Origin of the sequence: Polaromonas sp. DSP2-3-2b2, assembly GCF_049895905.1 — a bacterium.
Taxonomy (GTDB): Bacteria; Pseudomonadota; Gammaproteobacteria; order Burkholderiales; family Burkholderiaceae_C; genus Polaromonas.
The window spans coordinates 1-23,648 of the sequence record NZ_JAFCTH010000020.1; the positions used below are offsets into that span (position 1 = coordinate 1).

General features: G+C 59.7%; 25 protein-coding genes. 20 read left to right on the plus strand and 5 right to left on the minus strand.

Annotated features, from left to right (window positions below):
• Positions 1-144: 144 nt before the first annotated feature.
• Positions 145-1,131, minus strand: a complete 987-nt coding sequence (gene corA / locus ACP7AD_RS14720; RefSeq protein ID WP_426148498.1) for a magnesium/cobalt transporter CorA — start codon at positions 1,129-1,131, stop codon at positions 145-147.
• A 668-nt stretch (positions 1,132-1,799) separates the two neighbouring features.
• Between corA and hpf the strand changes: the two genes are divergently transcribed.
• From hpf to hprK, 3 genes are all read left to right on the plus strand, one after another.
• Positions 1,800-2,132 carry a ribosome hibernation-promoting factor, HPF/YfiA family gene (gene hpf / locus ACP7AD_RS14725; protein ID WP_426148499.1) on the plus strand — a complete coding sequence of 111 codons (333 nt, stop codon included), beginning with the start codon at positions 1,800-1,802 and terminating at the stop codon, positions 2,130-2,132.
• A 219-nt stretch (positions 2,133-2,351) separates the two neighbouring features.
• Positions 2,352-2,825 carry a PTS IIA-like nitrogen regulatory protein PtsN gene (gene ptsN / locus ACP7AD_RS14730; RefSeq protein WP_426148500.1) on the plus strand — a complete coding sequence of 158 codons (474 nt, stop codon included), beginning with the start codon at positions 2,352-2,354 and terminating at the stop codon, positions 2,823-2,825.
• Positions 2,826-2,853: 28 nt separating this feature from the next.
• Positions 2,854-3,804, plus strand: coding sequence for an HPr(Ser) kinase/phosphatase (gene hprK / locus ACP7AD_RS14735; RefSeq protein ID WP_426148501.1), 951 nt, complete (start codon positions 2,854-2,856; stop codon positions 3,802-3,804).
• A gap of 88 nt (positions 3,805-3,892) precedes the next feature.
• Here hprK and fur read toward each other — a convergent pair whose 3' ends face one another.
• Positions 3,893-4,345, minus strand: a complete 453-nt coding sequence (gene fur / locus ACP7AD_RS14740; protein ID WP_426148502.1) for a ferric iron uptake transcriptional regulator — start codon at positions 4,343-4,345, stop codon at positions 3,893-3,895.
• A 206-nt stretch (positions 4,346-4,551) separates the two neighbouring features.
• On the opposite strand from fur, the gene ACP7AD_RS14745 reads away from it, so the two are divergent.
• The 15 genes from ACP7AD_RS14745 to ACP7AD_RS14815 all read left to right on the plus strand — a co-directional run bounded on the left by ACP7AD_RS14745 (position 4,552) and on the right by ACP7AD_RS14815 (position 18,310).
• Positions 4,552-5,043 (plus strand): outer membrane protein assembly factor BamE, encoded by a 492-nt coding sequence (locus ACP7AD_RS14745; protein ID WP_426166189.1) that lies wholly within the window; start codon positions 4,552-4,554, stop codon positions 5,041-5,043.
• Complete coding sequence (gene dapB / locus ACP7AD_RS14750) at positions 5,040-5,870, plus strand: 4-hydroxy-tetrahydrodipicolinate reductase (RefSeq protein WP_426148504.1); 831 nt, start codon at positions 5,040-5,042, stop codon at positions 5,868-5,870. Before ACP7AD_RS14745 ends, dapB begins: the two co-directional genes overlap by 4 nt.
• 7 nt (positions 5,871-5,877) lie before the next feature.
• Positions 5,878-6,537, plus strand: a complete 660-nt coding sequence (locus tag ACP7AD_RS14755; RefSeq protein ID WP_426148505.1) for a MotA/TolQ/ExbB proton channel family protein — start codon at positions 5,878-5,880, stop codon at positions 6,535-6,537.
• Complete coding sequence (locus ACP7AD_RS14760; RefSeq protein WP_426148506.1) at positions 6,534-6,980, plus strand: ExbD/TolR family protein; 447 nt, start codon at positions 6,534-6,536, stop codon at positions 6,978-6,980. Before ACP7AD_RS14755 ends, ACP7AD_RS14760 begins: the two co-directional genes overlap by 4 nt.
• A gap of 93 nt (positions 6,981-7,073) precedes the next feature.
• Positions 7,074-9,740 carry a leucine--tRNA ligase gene (leuS, locus tag ACP7AD_RS14765; protein WP_426148507.1) on the plus strand — a complete coding sequence of 889 codons (2,667 nt, stop codon included), beginning with the start codon at positions 7,074-7,076 and terminating at the stop codon, positions 9,738-9,740.
• Positions 9,741-9,778: 38 nt separating this feature from the next.
• Positions 9,779-10,297 (plus strand): LPS assembly lipoprotein LptE, encoded by a 519-nt coding sequence (gene lptE, locus ACP7AD_RS14770; RefSeq protein ID WP_426148508.1) that lies wholly within the window; start codon positions 9,779-9,781, stop codon positions 10,295-10,297.
• 121 nt (positions 10,298-10,418) lie between these two features.
• Positions 10,419-12,755, plus strand: a complete 2,337-nt coding sequence (locus ACP7AD_RS14775) for a heavy metal translocating P-type ATPase (RefSeq protein ID WP_426148509.1) — start codon at positions 10,419-10,421, stop codon at positions 12,753-12,755.
• Entirely contained in the window at positions 12,755-12,892 is a 138-nt protein-coding gene (ccoS, locus tag ACP7AD_RS14780; protein ID WP_029527230.1) for a cbb3-type cytochrome oxidase assembly protein CcoS, read from the plus strand. The genes ACP7AD_RS14775 and ccoS overlap by 1 nt, the downstream gene beginning before the upstream one ends.
• A 69-nt stretch (positions 12,893-12,961) precedes the next feature.
• A complete protein-coding gene (gene ccoN / locus ACP7AD_RS14785) occupies positions 12,962-14,398 on the plus strand; it encodes a cytochrome-c oxidase, cbb3-type subunit I (protein WP_426148510.1) in 1,437 nt (478 codons plus the stop codon).
• Positions 14,399-14,411: 13 nt separating this feature from the next.
• On the plus strand, positions 14,412-15,038 hold the full coding sequence (ccoO, locus tag ACP7AD_RS14790; protein ID WP_426148511.1) for a cytochrome-c oxidase, cbb3-type subunit II: 627 nt from the start codon (positions 14,412-14,414) through the stop codon (positions 15,036-15,038).
• Between the two features lie 20 nt (positions 15,039-15,058).
• Positions 15,059-15,238: a cbb3-type cytochrome oxidase subunit 3 gene (locus ACP7AD_RS14795; RefSeq protein WP_426148512.1), complete on the plus strand. Its 180-nt coding sequence runs from the start codon at positions 15,059-15,061 to the stop codon at positions 15,236-15,238.
• Positions 15,235-16,155 (plus strand): cytochrome-c oxidase, cbb3-type subunit III, encoded by a 921-nt coding sequence (ccoP, locus tag ACP7AD_RS14800; protein WP_426148513.1) that lies wholly within the window; start codon positions 15,235-15,237, stop codon positions 16,153-16,155. The genes ACP7AD_RS14795 and ccoP overlap by 4 nt, the downstream gene beginning before the upstream one ends.
• A gap of 49 nt (positions 16,156-16,204) precedes the next feature.
• The gene (ccoG, locus tag ACP7AD_RS14805) at positions 16,205-17,671 is read left to right on the plus strand and encodes a cytochrome c oxidase accessory protein CcoG (RefSeq protein ID WP_426148514.1); all 1,467 of its coding nucleotides are present in this window, start codon (positions 16,205-16,207) and stop codon (positions 17,669-17,671) included.
• A 20-nt stretch (positions 17,672-17,691) separates the two neighbouring features.
• On the plus strand, positions 17,692-17,949 hold the full coding sequence (locus ACP7AD_RS14810) for a nitrogen fixation protein FixH (protein WP_426148515.1): 258 nt from the start codon (positions 17,692-17,694) through the stop codon (positions 17,947-17,949).
• Between the two features lie 67 nt (positions 17,950-18,016).
• Positions 18,017-18,310 carry a hypothetical protein gene (locus ACP7AD_RS14815; RefSeq protein ID WP_426148516.1) on the plus strand — a complete coding sequence of 98 codons (294 nt, stop codon included), beginning with the start codon at positions 18,017-18,019 and terminating at the stop codon, positions 18,308-18,310.
• Positions 18,311-18,348: 38 nt separating this feature from the next.
• Here the strand turns inward: ACP7AD_RS14815 and fnr are convergent, their stop codons facing one another.
• The gene (gene fnr, locus ACP7AD_RS14820; protein ID WP_426148560.1) at positions 18,349-19,071 is read right to left on the minus strand and encodes a fumarate/nitrate reduction transcriptional regulator Fnr; all 723 of its coding nucleotides are present in this window, start codon (positions 19,069-19,071) and stop codon (positions 18,349-18,351) included.
• A gap of 236 nt (positions 19,072-19,307) precedes the next feature.
• On the opposite strand from fnr, the gene hemN reads away from it, so the two are divergent.
• Positions 19,308-20,690: an oxygen-independent coproporphyrinogen III oxidase gene (gene hemN, locus ACP7AD_RS14825; protein ID WP_426148517.1), complete on the plus strand. Its 1,383-nt coding sequence runs from the start codon at positions 19,308-19,310 to the stop codon at positions 20,688-20,690.
• A gap of 9 nt (positions 20,691-20,699) precedes the next feature.
• Positions 20,700-21,377 carry a sulfite exporter TauE/SafE family protein gene (locus ACP7AD_RS14830; RefSeq protein WP_426148518.1) on the plus strand — a complete coding sequence of 226 codons (678 nt, stop codon included), beginning with the start codon at positions 20,700-20,702 and terminating at the stop codon, positions 21,375-21,377.
• Between the two features lie 128 nt (positions 21,378-21,505).
• On the opposite strand, the gene rocF is transcribed toward ACP7AD_RS14830, so the two are convergent.
• Positions 21,506-22,417 (minus strand): arginase, encoded by a 912-nt coding sequence (gene rocF / locus ACP7AD_RS14835; protein ID WP_426148519.1) that lies wholly within the window; start codon positions 22,415-22,417, stop codon positions 21,506-21,508.
• Positions 22,414-23,529: an ornithine cyclodeaminase gene (locus tag ACP7AD_RS14840; protein ID WP_426148520.1), complete on the minus strand. Its 1,116-nt coding sequence runs from the start codon at positions 23,527-23,529 to the stop codon at positions 22,414-22,416. Before ACP7AD_RS14840 ends, rocF begins: the two co-directional genes overlap by 4 nt.
• Positions 23,530-23,648: the final 119 nt, after the last annotated feature.

Sequence of the window (23,648 nt, forward strand, 5' to 3'; positions counted from 1 at the left end):
AAAGCCTTTATCATGCCCTGCTGGCCTTGCTCAGAAACAACCCGCTTTAATCGCCTCTGCTTCCTAAGCCCCTAAAAAAATAGCTGCTCGTGCCCGTTGTTGTTGCGCAAAAGGCTTGTTTGGTTCTGAATCACAAGCAAGGGCTCACTGCAGCCAGCCGCGTTTCCTGAAATACCACATCGGCACCACGGCGCTGGCAATCATCAGTCCCAGCGCATACGGATATCCCAGCGTCCAGTCCAGTTCCGGCATCATCTTGAAGTTCATGCCGTAGACGCTGGCAATCAGGGTGGGCGGCAGCAGCGCAACGCTGGCTACCGAAAAGATCTTGATGATCTTGTTCTGGTTGATGTTGATGAAGCCGACGGTCGCATCCATCAAAAAGTTGATCTTGTCGAACAGGAAGGCGGTGTGCGAGTCGAGCGAGTCGATGTCGCGCAAAATCTGGCGAGCTTCCTCGAACTGCTCGGCGTTGAGCATCTTGCTACGCATCATGAAACTGACGGCGCGCCGCGTGTCCATCACATTGCGCCGGATGCGGCCGCTCAGGTCTTCATGGCGGGCGATGGCGCCCAGCACCTCGCCGGCCATCACGTCGGTCACATCGCCTGACAGCACCTTGGTGCTGACTTTTTCAAGGTCAACGTAAATGCCTTCGAGCGTGTCCGCCGAATACTCGGCATCGGCGTCGAACAGCTTGAGCAGAACTTCCTTGGCGTCTTCAATCAGGCCGGGCGCGCGGCGCGCGCGCATGCGCAGCAACCTGAACACCGGCACGTCTTCGTCGTGAATCGAAAACAGCACGCCCTTGCTCTTGAGGTTGTCATTGACCAGGTTGAGGATGAAGGCGACCCGCACCGTCCGGGGCTCGTCCTCGTCGGCAATCAAGAAGTCCGAGCGGATATGCAACTCGCCGTTGTCTTCTTCGTAAAAACGTGCGGATTCCTCGATGTCCTCATCCATCGCGTCCTCGGGAATCGACAGGCCGTAGTACTGCTTGATCCAGCGTTTTTCTTCGAGGGTAGGGGATTCCAGGTCCACCCAGATCGGCTGGAAGCGGGAGAGTTCTTCCAGGGATTCGATTTCTTCCTGGAACAGCCGGCCATTGGCGAGCGTAAAGATATTGAGCATGACAGACGGTTTTTTCGATAGGCATCGGCCTGCCCAAGGCGTGGTGAAGCCTTGGCACAGGAGCGGGTTGTAGGGATGAAGGCCTCGCTTTCAGCCCGCTTCCCAGCCTTATCTGGCGCTAGTCCGCGGTGTTGAAAGCGGCCGACTGGGACTGCTTTCCAAGGATGTCTCCGTAGTCAATAAGCCGCGATTATGGCACTGCAAATTGTATTTATCCACCGTAAAAACGGCTGCTCCATGGACTGTGATGCGGGCGAAAATTTTCTGGCTGCAAGTGCTGCAGTCGGGGCAAAAGCAAAAAGCAGCAGTCAAAACAAATTGTCAAGTTTTTGGCCACCCACAAGGGGTTTTGCGTGAATTCAAAGTCTGTAAAACACTTTTATTTACAAATAAACTTATTTTGTAACGCAAAAGTTATTGAGACACTATTGAATGCAAATTTTTGCTAGCGGGACGTTAACAACAAACTACAGCCTATTGGCCAATTTTCGGAGCATTTTGAGCGCCAGCATGGTCAAAAGGATACCCTTATCAATCAAGTCCTTGGCTTGCATTTGCCGGTTGTAGAAGGCATAGTGAACTCAAGAAAGTGTTCCGTCTGCTGCCTTTCCTGACGCGTCTGGCGGCGTTTTTCAACCAGTTCCAATTTTTGGAATAGGAGTCTCTGTATGAACTTGACGATTAGTGGTCACCACCTTGAGGTCACCCCAGCGCTTCGCGGCTATGTGATGAACAAGCTTGATCGCATCACCCGGCATTTCGACCAGGTGGTTGATGTCAGGGTGATATTGGCAGTGGACAACATGACAGAGAAGGAAAAACGCCAGAGGGCGGAATGCAATGTCCATGTCAAGGGCCGCGATCTTTTTGCCGAAAGCTCACACGCCGACTTGTACGCCGCCGTTGATGAACTGGCCGATAAACTCGACCGTCAGGTTGGCCGCTACAAGGCCAAGGCACAAGACCATGGGCATGTCTGTGCAAAACGTGCAGAAGCCTGAAGCACACTTCCCCCCCCCTTCCAATTGGCCTATGGGCCTACCCTTGCGTTTTAAACGCACTTCAGTGGTAAGCCTGCCATGCAAATGGCATGGCCACATTCAGCGCTGAGTTGCCGAGGTGTTGCATCAAAGGCCGTTTGTCATGCCAAACGGCTTTTTTCTGTCTCTTTCTCAATCAATTCACTGTAAAGTGCATAATCCGCCGATTAAAAGAGCGCCATGAACCGTCTTTCGCAAATTCTGCCCCCTCCCCAAGTGCTGGTCCGCGTCGAGGCGACCAGCAAGAAGCGTGCGTTTGAAGAAGCCGGGCTGCTGTTCGAGAACCTTCACGGCCTGAACCGTGCGCTCATCACCGACAGCCTCTTTGCCCGTGAACGGCTGGGGTCCACTGGGCTGGGCCACGGAGTGGCTATTCCGCATGGCCGGATCAAGGGGCTGAAAACCCCAATGGCCGCAATTTTCCAGCTTCAGACGCCCATCGGGTTTGACGCACCGGATGAGATGGCGGTTAACCTGCTGGTTTTTTTGCTGGTTCCCGAAGCCGCAACCCAAAAACACCTCGAAATACTGTCTGAAATCGCCGAACTGCTGAGCGACAGCAACCTGCGCGAGCAACTCAAGACCAGTGCCAGCGCCGCGACTCTGCACCAGCTGATTGCTTCCTGGCAGTCTGCCCACGAAGTCAGCCCATGAGCTTTCGGTTTCTGCGGCCCAGGCTGGCATGAAGCCCACCGTCGTCAGCGCAGATGTCCTGTTCGAAGACCACCGCGCCAGCCTGAAATGGGAATGGGTCGCCGGCCTGGGGGCATCCGAGCGGCGTTTTGACGAAGTGGCGGTGAGTCAGGCGCGCTCCGGCGCCGACTTGGTCGGCTATCTCAACTACATCCATCCGTATCGCGTGCAAATCCTGGGCGAGCGCGAGGTGGCCTACCTTGCGCATGCGAGCCTTGAAGATGGCGCCCGCCGGATTTCACGCATCATCACGCTGGAGCCGCCGGTGCTGGTGGTGGCCGATGGCCAGACCGCGCCCGACACGCTGCTGTCGATGTGCGAGCGTGCCCAGTTGCCGATGTTTGCCACGCCCGAGTCGGCTGCTTTCGTGATCGATGTGCTGCGGGCTTACCTGTCCCGGCATTTTGCCGAGCGCACCTCAATGCACGGCGTGTTCATGGACATCCTGGGCATGGGCGTGATGATCACCGGTGAGTCGGGGCTGGGCAAAAGCGAACTGGGGCTGGAACTGATCTCGCGCGGCCATGGTTTGGTGGCCGATGACGCCATCGACCTGTTCCGCATCAACCAGACCGCCATTGAAGGGCGCTGCCCTGACCTGCTGCAAAACTTGCTGGAAGTGCGCGGCATTGGACTGCTCGACATCAAGGCGATTTTTGGCGAAACAGCGGTGCGCCGCAAGATGCGCCTGAAAATGATCGTGCACCTGGTGCGCCGTGAAACACTGGAACGCGACTACGAGCGCATTCCGTATGAGCCGCTGACGCAGGACGTGCTGGGCGTTCCGGTGCGCAAGGTCATCATCCAGGTAGAAGCAGGTCGAAACATTGCCGTGCTGGTCGAGGCCGCCGTACGCAATGCCATCTTGCAGTTGCGCGGCATCAACACTTACCAGGAATTTGTCGAGCGCCACCGCCGGGCGATGGAACAAGATGATTGAAACCGCGCACCGTGCTATTGAATGGATAGCTGGTTGGGGCCGTGGGTATTGCGCAAAAGGCTCAAATGAATCTTATTTGCTCGACAATTCAACTGTGATGGTGCCGTCCGGGTGTTGACTGCCGGTTGGGGCAGTCAGGCTTGGTGCAATTGGCATAAATCGACAGCGAATGGTCGGCAATGGCGAAGCCCTTGAGTTCAGCCACGGCGTGCTGCCGCTTCTCGATTTCGGCGTCGTAGAACTCCTCGACCCTGCCGCAGTCGAGGCAGACCAGGTGGTCGTGGTGCTGGCCTTCATTGATCTCGTACACCGCCTTGCCCGATTCGAAATTGCTGCGGTTGAGCAGTCCGGCCTGCTCGAACTGCATCAGCACCCGGTACACCGTGGCCAGCCCGATGTCCGAGCGTTCTTCGAGCAATACCCGGAAAACATCCTCGGCGGTCATGTGGCGCTGCTTGCCGGCCTGGAAGATTTCCAGTATTTTCAGTCGCGGCAGCGTTGCCTTCAGGCCGGTGTTTTTCAGATCGTCAATGTTGCTCATGGGAATCTCTCTGGAAACTTTTCGGGAAAGGGGCGCTGTCCCGGAGGGCCTGAAAACAGGTCTGAAAGCACCCAGCCGCTACAATGTTTGATCATATCGCTACACCTTCCACTATGTCTGCCCTGCCTGCAAATCCTCATTTCAGCATTCAAAAAATCCTTATTGTCGTGGCTTGCGGGGTGCTGGCGTCGTGCAGCAGCGGCACCATGAGCAGCAGTTCGATCAACCCCGTCAACTGGATCACGCCCTACAAGGTCGATGTCATCCAGGGCAATTTTGTTTCCCGCGAGCAGGTGGAGCAACTCCAGGCCGGCATGACACGCGACCAGGTCAAGGCCGTGCTGGGAACGCCTCTGCTGACCAGCCTGTTTCATGCGGACCGGTGGGATTACGTGTTCACGCTCAAGCGCCAGGGTGTCGAGCCCCAGGCGTTCAAGTACACCGTCTTCTTCAAGGGCGACCAGCTGGAACGCTTTTCCGGCGACCCCATGCCCAGCGAGGCAGAGTTCATTTCCACGCTGAGCAACAAGCGGGTGCTGGGCAAGGTGCCCGTGCTGCAAGCCAGCGAAGAGCAACTCAAGGCGGCCGAAAAGGCGTCGGTTTCCAAAGCCAGTCCAGGCGCCCCGGCTGATGCAGCCAATGTGCCAGCTGGTCCATCGACCACGGTTTACCCGCCGCTAGAAAGCCCCAGGCAATGAGCGCAGGCGCATTGGGGCAAGATCGTCCGCACAGGATCGCCATTGCCGGCGCCAGCGGCCGCATGGGCCACATGCTGATCGAAGCGGTGAATGCCAGCGCCGACTGCCTGCTGACAGGCGCGCTCGATGTGGCGTCCAGTCCGGCCGTCGGCCAGGACGCTTGCGCGTTTGCCGGCCGTTCGAGCGGCATTCGTATTCACTCGGACCTGCGCGAAGGCCTGAAAGATTCACGCGTGCTGATTGATTTCACGCGGCCTGAAGGCACGCTCGCCCACCTGGCCGTTTGCCGTGAACTCGGCATCAAGCTGGTCATTGGCACGACCGGTTTTTCAGACGCTCAAAAAGCAGAAATCCAGGATGCCGCCCGGGACATCTCGATTGTCATGGCGCCCAACATGAGCGTTGGCGTCAATGTCACGCTCAAGCTGCTGGAAATGGCGGCCAAGGCGTTGTCCACTGGCTACGACATTGAAATCATCGAGGCGCACCACCGCCACAAGGTCGACGCACCCTCGGGCACCGCGCTCAAGATGGGCGAAGTGATCGCTGGCGCGCTCGGCCGCGACCTCAAGGACTGCGCCGTCTATGCCCGCGAAGGCGTCACCGGCGAGCGCGACCCGTCGAGCATCGGTTTTGCCACCATACGCGGCGGCGACATCGTTGGCGATCACACCGTGATGTTTCTAGGGGACGGCGAGCGCATCGAAATCAGCCACAAGTCCTCCAGCCGCGCCACCTACGCCCAGGGCAGCCTGCGCGCGGCCCGCTTCCTGGACAGCCAGGCGAGCGGCCTGTTTGACATGTTCGATGTGCTCAATCTGAAGTGATGCCCGCATGAGTCTGCTAGCTCTCATCACGCAAGGCGGCCTGATCAGCCAGGCGGTCGCGGCGCTGCTGCTGGCCATGTCCGTCGCCAGCTGGGTCGTCATTTTGTGGAAAGGCTGGCTGCTGCGCCGTGCCACGGGCGACGTGGCGCGCAGCACGGCGGCTTTCTGGCAATCGATGTCGGTTGAAGCGGCCTGCGACAAGGTCGCCGTGTTTGACCGCGAAGCCTTGGTGCTGCCGCTTATTGCGGCGACGCAGGCCAGGGCGCATGGCACGCTGGCCACGGCCGGCGACAAGTCGGCGCAACTGACCCGCGTGCTGCGCGATGCATTGCATGCGGTGTTGCAAAAGCTGCAGTTTGGCCAGGTTTTGCTCGCCACGGTCGGCTCCACCGCGCCTTTTGTCGGGCTGCTGGGAACCGTCTGGGGCATTTACCATGCACTGACTGGCATGGCATTGGCGGGCCAGGTCACCATCGACAAGGTTTCCGGCCCAGTGGGCGAGGCGCTCATCATGACCGCGGCCGGCCTGGCAGTCGCCATTCCGGCAGTGCTGGCCTACAACGTGTTCGGCCGCAGCATTGGCCGCATCGAAGCCGACCTGGAAGGGTTCGCCTTTGACTTGCGTGAACTGCTGGCGGTGCGCAACAACCCGCTGGTGGCGCCATGAGCTTTGGCCGGCTTGAACGAACGCCTGCTTCGCCGCCGATGAGCGACATCAACGTCACGCCTCTGGTGGACGTGATGCTGGTGCTGGTGGTCATCTTCATCATCACCGCGCCCTTGCTGGCCAGCGCCATCCGGCTCGACCTGCCCAGGACCGACGCCGCGAAGGCGCTCAGCACACCCCGGTTTGTCACGCTGGTCGTCGACAAGACCGGCCAGGCATTCCTGGACGACCAACCGCAGCCGCTCGATGAACTGGCACGCCAGCTGGCGCAAACCGCGCGCCAGCATCCCGACACCGAGGTGCAGCTGCGCGCCGACGAAGCCGTGCCCTACGGCAAGGTGGTCGAGGTCATGGGCGTGGCGCAAAAAGCCGGGCTCAGCCGCATCGGCTTTGTCGCCGAGCCGTCGCCGCCTGCCGGCTTGAGTACCCCTTCGGGCGGTTAGCCGGTGGCGTCCAGCCCCTAAAATCATGTGTTCGCAGCCCAGGCTGCCCGCCCCCCGGCCAGGGGTTTCTTTTTTCGGTAGCCAGACTTTTTCATGCAAGACAAATACAACCATATCGACGTCGAGCGCAGTGCGCAAAACCATTGGACCGCCGCCGACGCCTACCGCGTGACCGAAGACGCGAGCCGCAAGAAATACTATGCCTGCTCCATGCTGCCGTACCCCAGCGGCAAGCTGCACATGGGCCATGTGCGCAACTACACCATCAACGACATGCTGAGCCGCTACTTGCGCATGAAGGGCTATAACGTGCTGATGCCCATGGGCTGGGACGCCTTTGGCCTGCCGGCTGAAAATGCCGCGCTGAAAAACGGCGTGCCGCCCGCGAAGTGGACCTACGACAACATCGCGTACATGAAAAAGCAGATGCAGGCGATGGGGCTGGCCATCGACTGGAGCCGCGAAATCGCCACCTGCAACCCGACCTATTACAAGTGGAACCAGTGGCTGTTCCTGAAGATGCTGGAAAAAGGCATTGCCTACCGCAAGACCCAGGTGGTGAACTGGGACCCGGTCGACCAGACCGTGCTGGCCAACGAGCAGGTGATTGACGGCAAGGGCTGGCGCACCGGTGCCACGGTCGAAAAGCGCGAGATTCCCGGCTACTATCTCAAGATCACCAACTATGCCGAAGAGTTGCTCGACAGCGTGCAGCACAAGCTGCCGGGCTGGCCCGAACGCGTCAAGCTGATGCAGGAAAACTGGATCGGCAAGAGTGAAGGCGTGCGTTTTGCCTTCACGCACGACATCCAGGGCGCAGATGGCGCGCTGATTGGCGACGGCCGGATGTACGTGTTCACCACGCGCGCCGACACCATCATGGGCGTGACCTTCTGCGCTGTGGCGCCCGAGCATCCGCTGGCGGTGCATGCCGCTGCATCGAACCCTTCGCTGGCTGCATTCATCGAAGAATGCAAGTCCGGCGGCACGACCGAGGCCGAGCTGGCGACGCAGGAGAAAAAAGGCCAGCGCACCGGCCTGTTCGTCACGCATCCGCTGACGGGCGACAAGGTCGAGGTCTGGGTCGGCAATTACGTGATGATGAGCTATGGCGATGGCGCGGTGATGGGCGTTCCGGCGCATGACGAGCGGGATTTCGAGTTTGCCAAAAAGTATGACCTGCCGATCAAGCAGGTGACCGATGTTCAAGGCAAGGCCTACAGCCTTGAAGCCTGGGCCGACTGGTACGGCGACAAGCAGCAAGGCGTGGCCATCAATTCCGGCAAATACGACAGCCTCGGCTTCAAGCCAGCCGTCGATGCCGTCGCCGCCGACCTAGCCGGCCTGGGCTTGGGCGAGAAAAAAACCACCTGGCGCCTGCGCGATTGGGGCGTGAGCCGCCAGCGCTACTGGGGAACGCCGATTCCGATCATCCACTGCGACGAGCACGGCGCGGTGCCGGTGCCAGAGCAAGACCTGCCGGTGGTGCTGCCGATGGACTGCATCCCCGACGGTTCGGGCAATCCGCTGCACAAGCACGAAGGCTTTCACGCTGGCGTCGTCTGCCCGGTCTGCGGCAAGCCGGCGCGCCGCGAGACCGACACCATGGACACCTTCGTGGACAGTTCGTGGTACTTCATGCGCTATTGCGACCCGAAAAACAGCGAAGCGATGGTGGCCGAAGGCGCCGACTACTGGATGCCGATGGACCAGTACATCGGCGGCATCGAGCATGCGATCCTTCATTTGCTTTATGCCCGCTTCTGGACCAAGGTGATGCGCGACCTCGGGCTGGTGAAGGTCGATGAGCCGTTCACCAAGCTGCTGACGCAAGGCATGGTGCTCAACCATATCTACTCGCGCCGCACCGACAGGGGCGCCAAGGAATACTTCTGGCCGCACGATGTCGAGCATGTGCTCGACGAGGCCGGCAAGGTCATCGGCGCGCAGCTCAAGAACGCCGTGGGCGAGTTGCCGGCGGGAACACTGATCGACTACGAAGGCGTGGGCACCATGTCCAAGTCGAAAAACAATGGCGTTGACCCGCAGGACATCATTGAAAAATACGGCGCCGACACCGCGCGGCTCTACACCATGTTCACCGCGCCACCCGAAGCCACGCTGGAGTGGAACGACGCCGGGGTGGAAGGCTCCTACCGCTTCCTGCGCCGGGTCTGGAATTTCGGTGTCAAGCTCAATGCTATTAATTCAGGAGCTGCTAGAGCAGATGTGGCAAGCGCAAAAGGCCTTTTTGATAAAGAAACCAAGACGCTGAGGCTGGAAGTGCATACCCTGCTCAAGCAGGTGGACTACGACTACCAACGCATGCAGTACAACACCGTGGTCTCGGGCGGCATGAAGTTGCTCAACGCGCTGGAAGATTTCAAGGGCGAAGTCTCGGCGGCCTCCGTGGGCGCCTTGCGCGAAGGCTTCGGTATCCTGCTGCGCTGCCTGTATCCGGCAACGCCGCACCTGGCGCACACGCTGTGGGTTGAACTGGGCTATGCCGAAAAGGACGGCGATCTGCTGGATGCGCCGTGGCCCGAAGTGGACGCCAGCGCCCTGCAGCAGGACGAGATCGAGCTGATGCTGCAGATCAATGGCAAACTGCGCGGCTCGGTCACGGTGCCGGCCGGTGCCGGCAAGGCCGAGATCGAGGCGGCGGCGCTGGCTTCGGAGGCTTTCGTCAAGCAGGCGGCAGGCGCGCCCGCCAGAAAAGTCATCGTCGTTCCAGGCCGCCTGGTCAACATCGTCGTGTGAGACACAGCGCTTTCGTCAAGATTCAACAAGGCCAACCCATGCAGCGACGCGCTTTCCTGGTTTTTTCGGCTTCCGCCGCCTCGCTGGCGTTGCTCAACCTGAACGGCTGCGGTTTTGCGTTGCGCAAGGCGCCGAATTTTGCGTTCTCCACGCTGTACAGCGGCCTGGCCGAGTCGTCCCCGCTGGGCGTGGAACTCAAGCGCTCGCTGGAGGCCACCGGCAAAGTCAGGGTGATCACCGATGCGCGCCGTATCAGCGAGGCGCAGGTCGTGCTCGAGGTTCTCCAGGACCGGCGTGAAAAGGTGGTGCTCAGCCTGAACTCGTCCGGCCAGGTGCGCGAGTTCCAGTTGCGGCTGCTGTTTTCCTTCCGCTTGCGGACCCTGGCGGGCCGCGAACTGATTCCGGCAAGTGAAATCGCCCTGCAGCGCGACATCAGTTTCAATGAATCGGCGGTGCTGGCGAAGGAGGCCGAGGAAGCGCTGCTATACCGCGACATGCAGAGCGACGTTGTCCAGCAGGTCATGCGCCGCCTGGCTGCGGTGACCCGCCTGGAGTAAGGGCGCCAGGCGCTTGGCTGAATGACGGCAAACGAGTCCAGTGGCCTGACGTTCATCGGGATTACCCTGAATTCGATCCAGGTCAAGACAGCGGCCCATAAAGCCGCTAAGCTGACAATCCATGCAAACGGTTAGCTTGTCACCTCCATCCCTGTCGCCGTCCAGCCTGACGGATGGACTGACTGTCTCGACAGCCAGCGCCACGCCGCTGGCCATGCTGGATGATCCCGAAGAGTGGTCGGCCTTCAGCCGGTCGCTGGCTGGGCAGCCTTCGTGCTGGGAGTCCAGCGTGGTGTTCGAAGGCATGCACTGCGCCGCCTGTGCCCTCACGATCGAAGATGCCCTGCGCAGGGTGCCGGGCGTGCTGTCGGCTGACATCAGCGCCGCCAGCCATCGCGGCCGCATCGTCTGGTCCGACACCCGCATTAGCCCATCGGGCTGGATGCAGGCCGCCGCGCGGGCCGGCTACCCGGCCGTGCCTGCCAACGATGCCTTCGCCAACGATCGCCGGCGCGTCGAAACCCGCCAGGCGCTGTGGCGGCTGGGCGTGGCCGGCCTGTGCATGATGCAGGTGATGATGTACGCATGGCCGGCCTATGTGGCCGAGCCGGGCGACCTGGCGCCTGACATGGCGCAGCTGCTGCGATGGGCTTCCTGGGTACTTTCCTTGCCGGTGCTGCTGTTTTCGTGCGCGCCTTTTTTTCGCAATGCGCTGCGCGACCTGCGCCATCGCCGCGTCAGCATGGATCTGCCGGTGGCACTCGGCATGGGCATCACCTTTGCCGTCAGTTCCATGGGCACGTTCGAGCCCGGCGGGATTTTCGGCGCCGAGGTGTATTTCGACTCGTTCACGATGTTTGTATTTTTCCTGCTTACCGGGCGCTGGCTTGAACTGCGCCTGCGCGACCGAACCGCAGGCGCGCTTGAAGCGCTCATGAACCGCCTGCCCGACAGTGTCGAGCGTCGCGGCGCCGACGGCGTTTTCGAGCGTGTGGCCGTGCGGCGGCTCAGCGCGGGCGACGTGATCCGGGTTTTGCCGGGTGAAGCCTTTCCGGCAGATGGAATTATTCTGGATGGCCGCACGCTGGCCGACGAATCGCTGCTGACCGGTGAATCGCGTCCTTTGCCACGCGGCAAGGGAGGGTTCGTGATTGCCGGCAGCCACAACCTTGCGGCCCCGGTGGTGGTGAGGGTTGAGCTCACTGGCGGCCAGACGCGGTTTGCGCAGATCGTCGCACTGATGGAAAGCGCTTCGACCTCCAAGCCGCAATTGGCCCAGCTGGCCGACCGTATCGCCAAGCCTTTTCTTTTGTTTGTGCTGGTGGCCGCTGGCGGGGCCGGCGCCTATTGGTGGTCGCATGACCCGGGCCATGCGCTGATGGTGGCGGTGGCGGTACTGATCGTCACCTGTCCCTGCGCGTTATCGCTGGCCACGCCTGCCGCCATGCTCGCCAGCGCCGGTTCGCTGGCGCGCAGCGGCGTACTGGTCCGGCGTTTGCAGGCATTGGAAGCATTGGCCGCCGTGGACACGGTGGTATTCGACAAAACGGGCACCCTGACCCGCGATGCGTTCGCGCTTGGCGAGGTGCATACCCGCAAGGGCATTTCCAGCGAAGAAGCCCTGGCGATGGCGGCCGCGCTGGCGAAGCATTCCTTGCACCCGGTATCGCGCGCGCTGACAGCGGCAGGGCAGGGTGGCGCAGCGCAGGCAGCCTGGACGGCGCAGGACACACGGGAAACCGCCGGGCAGGGCGTGGCCGGGCGTCTTTGCGGTGCGGGCAATGCGGCATCCTCTGTCATGGCTCGCTTGGGCTCAGCCCGGTTTTGCGATGTGGACCCCCCTGCGACGGCAGCCCTGCATGCATGCCTGAGTGACGACAAAGGATGGGTTGCCACTTTTGAGCTGCAAGAAGACCTGCGCCCCGACGCCCGTGCCACGGTGGCGGCGCTGACGGCTCAAGGCGTCAAGGTTTACCTGTTGTCGGGCGACTTGCCGGAATCGGCCGCCAGCGTTGCCCGGCAGGCCGGCATCGATAACAGCCAGGGGGGCTGTACCCCACAGGACAAGCTCGCCTTTCTGCGCGGCCTCCAGTCTCAGGGGCACCATGTAGCCATGGTGGGCGACGGACTGAACGACGGTCCAGTCTTGGCGGGCGCCCATGTGTCTTTTGCTTTTGGCCAAGCGGTGCCTCTGGCACAGGCCCAATCCGACTTGGTGGTAATGGGGGACCGCCTAGGCACGGTGGCCCAGACCTTGGTGCAGGCGCGACGCACATTTGGCATTGTTCGCCAGAATTTATGGTGGGCGGCTGTTTACAATGCCGTCTGCGTGCCACTGGCCGTGGCCGGCTGGTTGCCTGCATGGCTGGCTGGAATGGGCATGGCGCTCAGCTCGTTACTGGTCGTGCTGAATGCCCTGCGGCTGTCCTCGGCCACTGCACCTCTGGAAAGCCTTTGATGGACATCCTTTTTTTACTCATCCCGTTGTCGGTCATCCTGGTTTTTTTTATTCTGGGTGGCTTGGGCTGGGCTATTTACCGAGGTCAGTTTGAAGACATCGATGCCGAAGGCGAGCGGATCCTTCGTGATGATTGACGCAAGTCAAGTTTAAATTCGTTACATCGCGATATCCTTAAGAAGTTACTAAGTAAAGAAGAGGTAAAAATGACATTTGCCAATACACGGGCCACTACCTACAACGACACCGTTGTACGCCAGTTCGCCATAATGACAGTGGTTTGGGGTGTGGTCGGTATGCTGATGGGCGTGATCATTGCCTCCCAACTGGCTTGGCCCGAATTGAACTTCGGCATTCCTTGGCTCAGCTACGGGCGATTGCGGCCGTTGCACACCAATGCGGTGATTTTTGCATTTGGCTGCTGCGGGCTGATGGGCACGTCCCTGTACGTGGTCCAGCGCACCTGCCAGGTGCGCCTGTTTTCCGACAAGCTGGCTGCGTTTGTTTTCTGGGGCTGGCAACTGGTGATCGTGGCTGCGGCCGTGTCTCTCCCGTTGGGTTACACCCAGAGCAAGGAATACGCAGAACTCGAGTGGCCCATCGACATCCTGATCACACTGGTCTGGGTGGCCTACGCCTTTGTGTTTTTCGGCACCATCGGCACCCGAAAGGTCCGGCACATTTACGTCGCCAACTGGTTTTATGGCGCGTTCATCATCGCCATCGCTATGCTGCACCTGGTCAACAACGCCGCCATCCCGGTCGGTTTCATGAAGTCCTACTCGGCTTACGCCGGTGTGCAGGACGCCATGGTGCAGTGGTGGTATGGGCACAATGCCGTGGGTTTCTTGCTGACGGCAGGCTTCCTGGGCATGATGTACTACTTTATTCCCAAGCAGGCCGAGCGCCCGGTGTACTCGTACCGTCTGTCGATCGTTCACTTTTGGGCGCTGATTTTCACCTACATGTGGGCCGGCCCTCACCACCTGCACTACACCGCACTGCCAGACTGGACCCAGTCGGTCGGCATGGTTTTCTCCCTGATCCTGCTGGCGCCAAGCTGGGGCGGCATGATCAACGGCATCATGACGTTGTCAGGTGCATGGCACAAGCTGCGCGACGACCCAATTCTTCGCTTCCTGATCGTGTCGCTTTCCTTCTACGGCATGAGCACGTTCGAAGGCCCGATGATGGCCATCAAGACTGTCAACGCACTTTCACATTACACCGACTGGACCATTGGACACGTGCATTCAGGCGCCCTGGGCTGGGTCGGCTTGATCACCATCGGCAGCATGTACTACCTGATTCCGCGCCTCTTTGACCAGAAGCAGATGTACAGCATGAAGGCGGTGGAGGTGCATTTCTGGACCGCCACCATCGGCATCGTGATCTACATCGCGGCCATGTGGATTGCCGGCGTCATGCAGGGTCTGATGTGGCGCGCGGTCAACACCGACGGCACGCTGACCTACACTTTCGTCGAGTCGGTCAAGGCGTCGTTCCCCTTCTATGTATTGCGTCTGGTCGGCGGCTTGCTGTACCTCAGTGGCATGGTGATCATGCTCTGGAATACCTACAAGACCGCCACGGCCGGTCGTTCAGTCACTGTCACCATTCCGGCTGCCGTGGCCCACGCTTGAGGAAAACAACAACATGGCTAATCAAAAATCGAGCGGTGGCATTTCTCACGAGAAGGTCGAAACCAACAACTTCCTGATGATCGTGCTGATTTTGCTTGTGCTCTCTGTTGGCGGCTTGGTGGAGATTGTGCCGCTGTTTTTCCAGAAGTCGACGACCGAGCCCATCAAGGGGCTGCAGCCCTACACCGCGCTGCAGGTCATCGGGCGAGACATTTATCAGCGCGAAGGCTGCTACAACTGCCACTCGCAAATGATCCGCCCCTTCCGCGCCGAAACGCTGCGTTACGGTCCTTACTCAGTTGCCGGCGAGTCCGTCTATGACCATCCCTTTCAGTGGGGCAGCAAGCGAACGGGTCCGGACCTGGCGCGGGTAGGTGGCAAGTACAGCGATGAATGGCACCGGATTCACCTGAACAATCCGCGTGATTTGGTTCCCGAATCAAACATGCCTGCCTACCCATGGCTGATGAAAAACATCGTTGACGACACTTCGATCAAAACCCACATGCAGGGACTGCGCACGGTGGGCACGCCCTACACTGACGAGCAGATTGCGTCGGCGGCTACCGATGTCAAAGGGAAAACCGAGATTGAAGCCGTCATCGCCTATCTGCAGGTGCTCGGAATTCACCGCAAATAAGCCGACGAAGGCAGACGATCATGGAAATCAACACACTCAGGTCCATCGTAACGGTGGCCACTTTTCTCGTCTTCATCGGAATCGTCGTGTGGGCGTGGTCTAGCCGCAATGCCAAGGGCTTCGACGAGGCAGCCCAACTGCCCTTTGAACAAGACGAAGACCCACAGCTCCCAAGAACTGGACAAGGAAGAAAAAAATGAGCGATTTCACCAGTAATTTCTGGTCGGTCTACGTGACTGGCATTTCGCTGATCGGCATCTTTGCCTGCTTGCTGCTGCTATGGTTCAGCGGCAAGGCCAAGGCCATGACCGCCAACGACAATACGACCGGGCACGTTTGGGACGGCGACCTGCGCGAGATGAACAACCCATTGCCACGCTGGTGGGTGTGGCTGTTCATCATTACCGTGATTTTTGGGCTGGCTTACCTTGCCATGTATCCCGGCCTTGGCAACTTCGCCGGCAAGTTTGGCTGGAGCCAGGTTGGCCAGTACGAAGCCGAAGTGGCCAAAGGCAACAAAGAAGTTGAGCCACTGTACGCCAGGTTCAACAGCATGAAGCCCGAAGATGTGGCAAGCGATCCTCAAGCCATGGCGATTGGCGAGCGTTTGTTCATGAACAACTGTTCGCAATGCCACGGATCAGATGCCCGTGGCAGCAAGGGATTCCCAAATCTTTCGGACAAGGACTGGCTGCATGGCGGCACACCCGACAAGATTGTTGAAACCTTGGTCGGAGGACGCATTGGCAACATGCCCCCCATGGCTGCCGCCGTAGGAACCCCGGATGATGTGCGCAACGTGGCTCAATATGTTCTGAGCATGTCAGGCAGCCCACACGACTCGGTCAAGGCTTCCCTCGGGAAAAGTAAGTTCGGTGCCTGCGCGGCCTGCCATGGTGTGGATGGAAAAGGCAACCAAGCCATCGGTGCTCCTAACCTGACCGACGATATCTGGCTACACGGATGGGGTGAAAACGCAATCGTGGCCATGATCAATAATGGCAAGGTAAACCAGATGCCTGCGCAAAAGGACAAACTGACCGAATCCCAGATTCGTGTTCTGGCATCGTATGTTTGGAGCTTGTCAAACAAGCCAGGCGCAGTAGCGCTGAATTGATCTTTTACCCGGCAAGGCTTCTACTGGGGCTTTGCATGGAGTAGTACTTGTGGATAATTTAAAGCCAACTCCTCGAAAAGTCATTCCCATCACGGTAATGGCCGGAGAGCAGTTGCAGGCCGCGTCAGCAACTGGCGATGGTGAGACTGGCAGCATTTATCAAGCTCAGAAGAAAATTTATCCACGTAGCGTCACGGGATTTTTTTCAAAGTGGCGCTGGGCCACGGTTTTTATCACCCAGCTAGTCTTCTACGGCCTTCCGTGGCTGGAATGGGGTCAGCGCCAAGCCGTATTGTTTGATCTGGAAGCACGGCGTTTCTATATTCTTGGTCTGGTTCTTTACCCGCAGGATTTCATTTACCTCTCGGGCATCTTGGTCATTTCGGCATTGGCGCTGTTCTTGTTCACGGCTGTGGCCGGTCGCCAGTGGTGCGGTTATGCCTGTCCGCAGACGGTATACACCGAAATCTTTCTCTGGCTTGAAAAAATCACCGAAGGCGACCGCTCGGCACGCCTGCGACTTGATGCAAGCTCCATGTCCGTCAACAAGTTGGCACGCAAGGCCAGCAAGCAGTTTTTGTGGATTGCTCTGGCCTTGTGGACGGGGTTTACCTTTGTCGGTTATTTCACGCCTATCAAGGAACTAAGCGTCAGTTTCATCAATGCAGGCATGGGCCCGTGGGAAACCTTCTGGGTTTTCTTTTATGGATTCGCCACGTATGGCAATGCAGGCTACATGCGCGAGCAGGTCTGCAAGTACATGTGTCCGTATGCCCGGTTTCAGAGCGCGATGTTTGACAAGGACACATTGATTGTCACCTATGACGAGGCGCGCGGTGAACCCCGCGGATCTCGTTCCAAGAAGGCCGATCCGACTGCCCTGAACTTGGGTTCCTGCATTGACTGCACACTTTGTGTCCAGGTCTGCCCGACGGGGATCGACATCCGCAAAGGTCTGCAATACGAGTGCATCAGTTGCGCGGCGTGCATCGATGTGTGCGATACCGTGATGGACAAAATGAACTATCCGCGCGGCCTGATTCGCTATTCAACACAGAATGCGGTGGTACAGGGCTGGGGCAGATCGCAGCTTTTGCGTCGCATATTCCGCCCCAGGGTGCTGGTCTACACGGCCATCTTGCTGGGCGTTACTGCCGCCTTGTTCATTAGTTTGGCGTTGCGCTCCCCATTCAAGGTCGACGTGATTCGTGACCGTGCTTCGCTGGCGCGTATCGTCAGCGGCGGAAAGATCGAAAATGTTTATCGCCTGCAAGTGATGAATGCGACCGAAACCACCCAGCATTACCGCATTACCGCCACAGGCTTGCCGGGTCTGATGCTAGCCTCCGAAGGCACACTCACTGTCGATGCAACCCAAGCGCGCGGGGTTCCTATTACCCTGCAATTGCCGTACGAGGCTGCAAGTCCAGGCTCGCATGAAATCCACTTTGAAATCGAGGCTGTCAACTCGCCTGGACGCGTGGTCGAGAAGTCGGTATTTCTGGTGCCCCGCTAACATATAACAATGGAAATATCATGAACGAAGAACACGGACAACCCTGGTGGAAATTTGGGCATGTGTGGATGGTTTTCGCAGGACCCGCCGTAGTGATCGTCGCCTCATTCATCACCTTGTACCTGGCCATCAAGGTTCCCGATCCTGTCGTGACCAGCTACGGTCAGGCAACGCGGTCGGTTGCAGCGGATCGGGAGGCATCCTCCACCAACATGGCGCCAGCGATGCAGGCCCGAAATCATGCGGCCACAGGTGTCCAGGTGCCTGCCGAGCCTTGAAAAGTGAAGGAAATTCGGTAAGGATCCGTCCATTCAGTCCTCAAGTTGCAAGAAAGATTTAAATTCTATGCTGGCCCAACGAATGATGTGGATTGCATGGCCTGCCTTTCTGGTGGCGGGCGTGATAGAGATGCTGGTGTTTGCCCTGGTTGATCCGCAAAGCCTGCATTGGTTCGGCCAGCCTCTGGCGTTGTCTCGGGACGCCGTCTATACGCTGGCTTTTTTTGTATTCTGGCTGCTGACCATGGTGTCGAGTGCCTTGACGACCCTGCTTGCCATGTCGCCATTCGAAGTAAATCGTCGCGAATTGGCCGCAGATGGTCGGCTCGAAAGCGGTGCCAAAGAAGTGAAGGCAAATTAAAACGTTTGTCAGTCAGCCCACACAGAAAAATTTCAGTGTCAGCAGGTTTTCTGGTTGTTGTTCACGATCAGTTTGAGCGCTTCGGTATCAAGGATGCGCACATGGCGCTGCTTGACTTCCACAATTTTGTCTTCGACGAATTTTGAAAAAGTTCGGCTGACCGTTTCGAGCTTCAAGCCTAGGTAGCTGCCGATTTCCTCTCGCGTCATGCGCAACAGAAGTTCGGATTGCGAGAAGCCGCGAGCATGGAGTCGCTGGACCAGATTGAGTAAAAAGGCGGCCAGGCGCTCCTCTGCGCGCATGCTGCCCAGCAGCAGCATCACGCCATGTTCACGAACGATCTCGCGGCTCATGATCTTGTGCACATGGCGTTGAAGCGATACAACTTCCCTGGACAACTCTTCGATGCGGTCAAACGGCATCACGCACACTTCAGCGTCTTCCAGCGCTACAGCGTCGCAGGTGTGGTGTTCCCTGACGATGCCGTCCAGACCGATGATCTCTCCAGCCATCTGAAAACCGGTAACCTGATTACGACCGTCTTCGGTGGTAATGCATGTTTTGAAAAAGCCGGTGCGGATGGCAAACAGGGACGTGAATTTTTCACCGTTGCTGTACAGGCGGCCGCCGCGTTTGACCTTACGACGTACAGCCACCACTTCCTCGATCCTGTCCATCTCATCGGCCTTCAGGCCCATGGGCATGCAGAGTTCACGAAGGTTGCAATTGGAGCATGCAACTTTTATGGCGGCAGGATTGATGGGCTGGAGTCTGGCGTCGCTTGAGGCTTCTCCGCGCTTGCCCGTCCCCATGGACTCTGGTGTAACCTCAAACATGACATTCTCCTCACGAGGGTTCGTTACATGGTTTTAGACATGCTGACCGCTGACATATGTCAAACAAACAAGGCGAACTTCACGATACATTGGCTGTGCCTGCTCCGTAGCCGCGGGTGCGCGTTCAAGGAACCGTCGCAAACGTACCTGCAGCAGATTGTATGCCCATCCCCATTCACGAACTGATAGGCCGTTTCGATGCTCTGGGGCACCGTTACACCTCATATCCGACGACAGACCGCTTCGTGGAGGCCTTCACGTCCGAACAGCTAGCGCAGGCACTCGCGCAGCGCCGAAACGGGGCGGCTGCCATGCGGTTGCCGCTGTCGCTTTACGTGCACATTCCTTTTTGCGAATCGCTTTGCTATTACTGTACCTGCCACAAGATCATCACCAAACACCATGAGCGCGGTGAAACTTATCTGCGCTACCTTGGTCGCGAGCTTGATTTGTACACTGCCCATCTGGGCACGGGTCAAGCGGTCAGCCTGCTCGATCTGGGCGGCGGAAGCCCTACCTTTCTAAATGATGGCGAACTGCGCCAGTTGATGGCCATGCTGCGGCGTAGTTTCCAGTTTGCACCGGGCGGAGAGTATTCCATTGAAGTCGATCCACGAACCGTTGATCCCGCGCGACTTGCCACGCTGGCGGAACTGGGATTTAACCGGCTGAGCTTCGGGGTCCAGGATTTCGATCCGGCGGTGCAAAAAGCGGTCCATCGCATCCAGCCTGCCGAGCAGGTTTTTTCATTGGTCGAAGCCGCGCGTCTGAGGGGTTTTGAATCTGTCAGTATTGACCTGATCCACGGGCTGCCGCGACAAACGCCGGAGTCGTTTGACCGCACGCTGGCGCAGGTCCTGCAACTGCGGCCGGACCGAATCGCCCTGTATGCCTACGCCCATCTGCCCCAGCGTTTCAAGCCGCAACGCCGGATTGATGCGGCTGAACTGCCTGGCGCCAGCGCTAGGCTCTCCATGTTGTCGCACACTCTTTCGGCTTTTCAGGATGCCGGTTATGTGCACGTCGGCATGGATTACTTTGCCCTGCCTGACGATGCGCTGGCGGTTGCCAAACGCCAAGGCCGCCTGCACCGCAATTTCCAGGGTTATAGCATCCAGCCCGACTGCGACCTGATCGGCCTGGGGGTCTCGGCCATTGGCAAGGTAGGCGCAGCTTACAGCCAGAATTCCAGGACCCTGGAAGAGTATTACGACCACCTGGACCAAGGGCAATTGCCCGTCGTGCGGGGGCTGGCGCTGTCCCGCGACGACCTGGTGCGGCGCAGTGTCATCATGGCGCTGCTGTGCCAGGGCCAGTTGGAGTTCGAGTCGATTGAACTGGGGTTTTTGATTGATTTCAAAAGTTATTTTGCCGCCGAACTGGAGCAGCTTTGCGCCATGCAGGCGCAGGGCGTGGTGGAGGTTAGCGACACCGGCCTTCAGGTGACGGCGATGGGCTGGTATGTGGTGCGGGGTGTAGCCATGGTCTTTGACCGTTACCTTCAGGCTGACCGTACGCGTGCAAGGTTTTCCCGGATCATTTAGAACGCTCTGATGCAAACTTCGCTGGCCATGACGGCCTTACTGATGGGACTGGCCGGTGGGCCGCACTGCGTCGCCATGTGCGGCGCAGCCTGTGCGGGTATCGGCAACGCGGCCGGCGCGCGCAAGACTTCAGCTCTCTGGAGCTTCCAGGCCGGCCGGCTGGCCAGTTATTCGGCGCTCGGCGCGGTAGCGGCAGCGTCGATGCAGGGCCTCGGATGGCTGACCACTCAGACGGCGGTCATGCGCCCGGTCTGGACGCTGTTTCATGTGGCCGTGATGATGATGGGACTGATGCTGGTCGTGCTGGCCCGCCAGCCTGTCTGGCTCGACAGCACCGCGCGCAGCGTCTGGAGTCGGGTCAGGGCTTTCAATGCGTCCTGGGGCCGGGGCGCGCCGCTGGCCATTGGCGCACTTTGGGCCTTCATGCCCTGCGGCTTGCTGTACTCGGCGGTGCTGGTGGCGGCCCTCAGCGGCGGTCCGCTCGATGGCGCGCTGACCATGGCGCTGTTTGCCCTGGGCAGCAGCGTGTCCCTGCTGATCGGCCCCTGGCTGCTGTTGCGCTTGCGCGGCGGCGGCAGCGGTGAATGGGGAATTCGCCTGGCCGGGCTGGCATTGGCTGCGACTTCTGGCTGGGCCTTGTGGATGGGGCTGGCGCACGATACCGCGCCCTGGTGCGTCACGCCGTGAGGATTTTCAGTATCAAATAGACCTCTGGCGCAGGTTTAGTATGCGCAAGCAGCTATGAATTCAGTAGCGTATAGCCATTGAACGACCCGCTCGCCGTGATGAAAGAGCCGGGAGGTTTCGCGCTAACCCTAGCGCATCAGCGTGCTTTTGCCGAACAGGCTTTCGATCAAATCCAGCGCCACTTCGGCCGTGGCATTGCGCACGTCAAGCGCAGGGTTGAGTTCCATCACGTCAAGCGATGCCATGCGGCCGGTGTCGGCAATCATTTCCATGCACAGCTGGGCTTCGCGGTAGGTGGGGCCGCCCTTGACCGCCGTTCCGACACCGGGCGCGAAACTGGCGTCCAGAAAGTCCACGTCAAAGCTCACATGCAGGTGCGTGTCGTCGTCCATGCCGGCCAGCGCCGCCTCCATGGTGCGCTTCATGCCCATTTCGTCGATGTAGCGCATGTCGAACACTTCCAGCCCTGATTCACTGACAAAGCGTTTTTCACCGGCGTCCACGCTGCGGATGCCGATCTGGCGGATGGCCGAAGGCTCAATCGCCGGCGACAGCCCGCCAATGCCGGTCAGTTCGGCCGGCCCATGGCCGCACAGCACCGCCACCGGCATGCCATGCGTGTTGCCGGTCGGCGTCAGCGCGTCGGTGTTGAAGTCGGTGTGCGCGTCGAGCCACAGCACGCGCAGCTTCTTGCCGCGCTGGCGGCAGTAGCGGGCCACCGCGCTGATCGAGCCAATCGCCAGGCAGTGGTCGCCGCCCAGCAGCACCGGCATGTCGCCGCCTTCCAGCGCCGCGTGCACCGCTTCGTGAACCGCATGGTTCCAGGCCGCGACCTCGACCAGGTGGCGGTAGCCGCTGACGGGCGATTGCCAAGGGTTGGCCGGTCCGCTCAGGTTGCCCTGGTCGGTGACGCGGAGGCCGTGGCTTTCCAGCGTCGGCTGCAGGCCGGCCACGCGGAACGCTTCCGGACCCATCGAGGCGCCGCGCGTGCCCGCGCCAACGTCGGTAGGTGCGCCTATCAGTCGGATGTGCTGGGTCATGTGGTCATCGATTCGGTGTTGTGGGTAATTTGTTTCATGGGCGCCTTGCTGTTCAGAATGGCCGGCTTGAGAAGCTGGTAAAGGTCCTTGGGATCGTCAAGCCGGGGAATCAGGGGAAGGCTCTGGCCCAGTCCGAGCAACCGGGCCTGGGCGTAAAGATAGCGCAGCGCCGAGAAATCCTCAAGCGCAAAGCCGACCGAGTCAAACACCGTGACCTGCGCGGCGCTGCCCCGGCCCGCCGCATGGCCTGCCAGCACCTGCCACAGTTCGGTGACGGCAAAGCCGGACGGCATCTGTTGCAAATCGCCTTCCGCGCGGGTTTGCGGCTCGTACTCGACGAAGACTTTGGCGGCGGCCAGTACCTCGGGGTGGATTTCGGTCTTGCCGGGGCAGTCGCCGCCGACCGCGTTCAGGTGGGTGCCGGGACTGAGCATGCCGGCGGTGATGATGGCTGCCTGGGTCTTGTCGGCGGTGACGGTGGTCACGATGTCCGCGCCACGCACGGCCTCCAGGCTGCTGGCGCAGGCCCGCAGGTGCAGGCCTGCGGCATCCGGATTCGCCTGCAGGTTGCGCATCAGTTTGGCGGTGGCGGCGGCATCGGTGTCGTAGAGGCGGATTTCCTCGATGCCACGCAAATGGTGAAACGCCAGCGCCTGGAACTCGCTTTGCGCGCCGTTGCCGATCAGCGCCATCACGCGGCTTTCAGGCCGGGCCAGAGCGCGCGCCGCCAGCGCCGAGGTGGCGGCGGTGCGCAAGGCGGTGGCCAGCGTCAGTTCACTGAGCAGTATCGGCATGCCCGTGGCGACATCGGCCAGAACCCCGAACGCCATGACGGTGGGCAAGCCCTGCGCCGTGTTTTTCGGATGGCCGTTGACGTATTTGAAGCTGTAGTGGCCGGCATCGGCAATCGGCATGAGTTCGATCACGCCACCCGGCGAATGGCTGGCCAGGCGGGCCGACTTGTCAAAGTGGCTCCAGCGCAAAAAATCCTGCTCGATGCACGCCGTCATGCCGCGCAGCGTAGGGACCATGCCTTGCTTGCGGACCATGGCGGCCACATCGGCGGGGCTCAGGAAAAGCGTTTCCTGGCAGGTTGGAGTGGGATGTTGCATGCGGGCCTCGCGCGGGTTTGGAAAAGATGCACCAGTGTCTTTCCGAGCCAAGGCAATCACAAGTGCCACAAATGCTTGCAAATTGCCAGTTTGTTGCCGTTATGGCAGCCTAAAATATC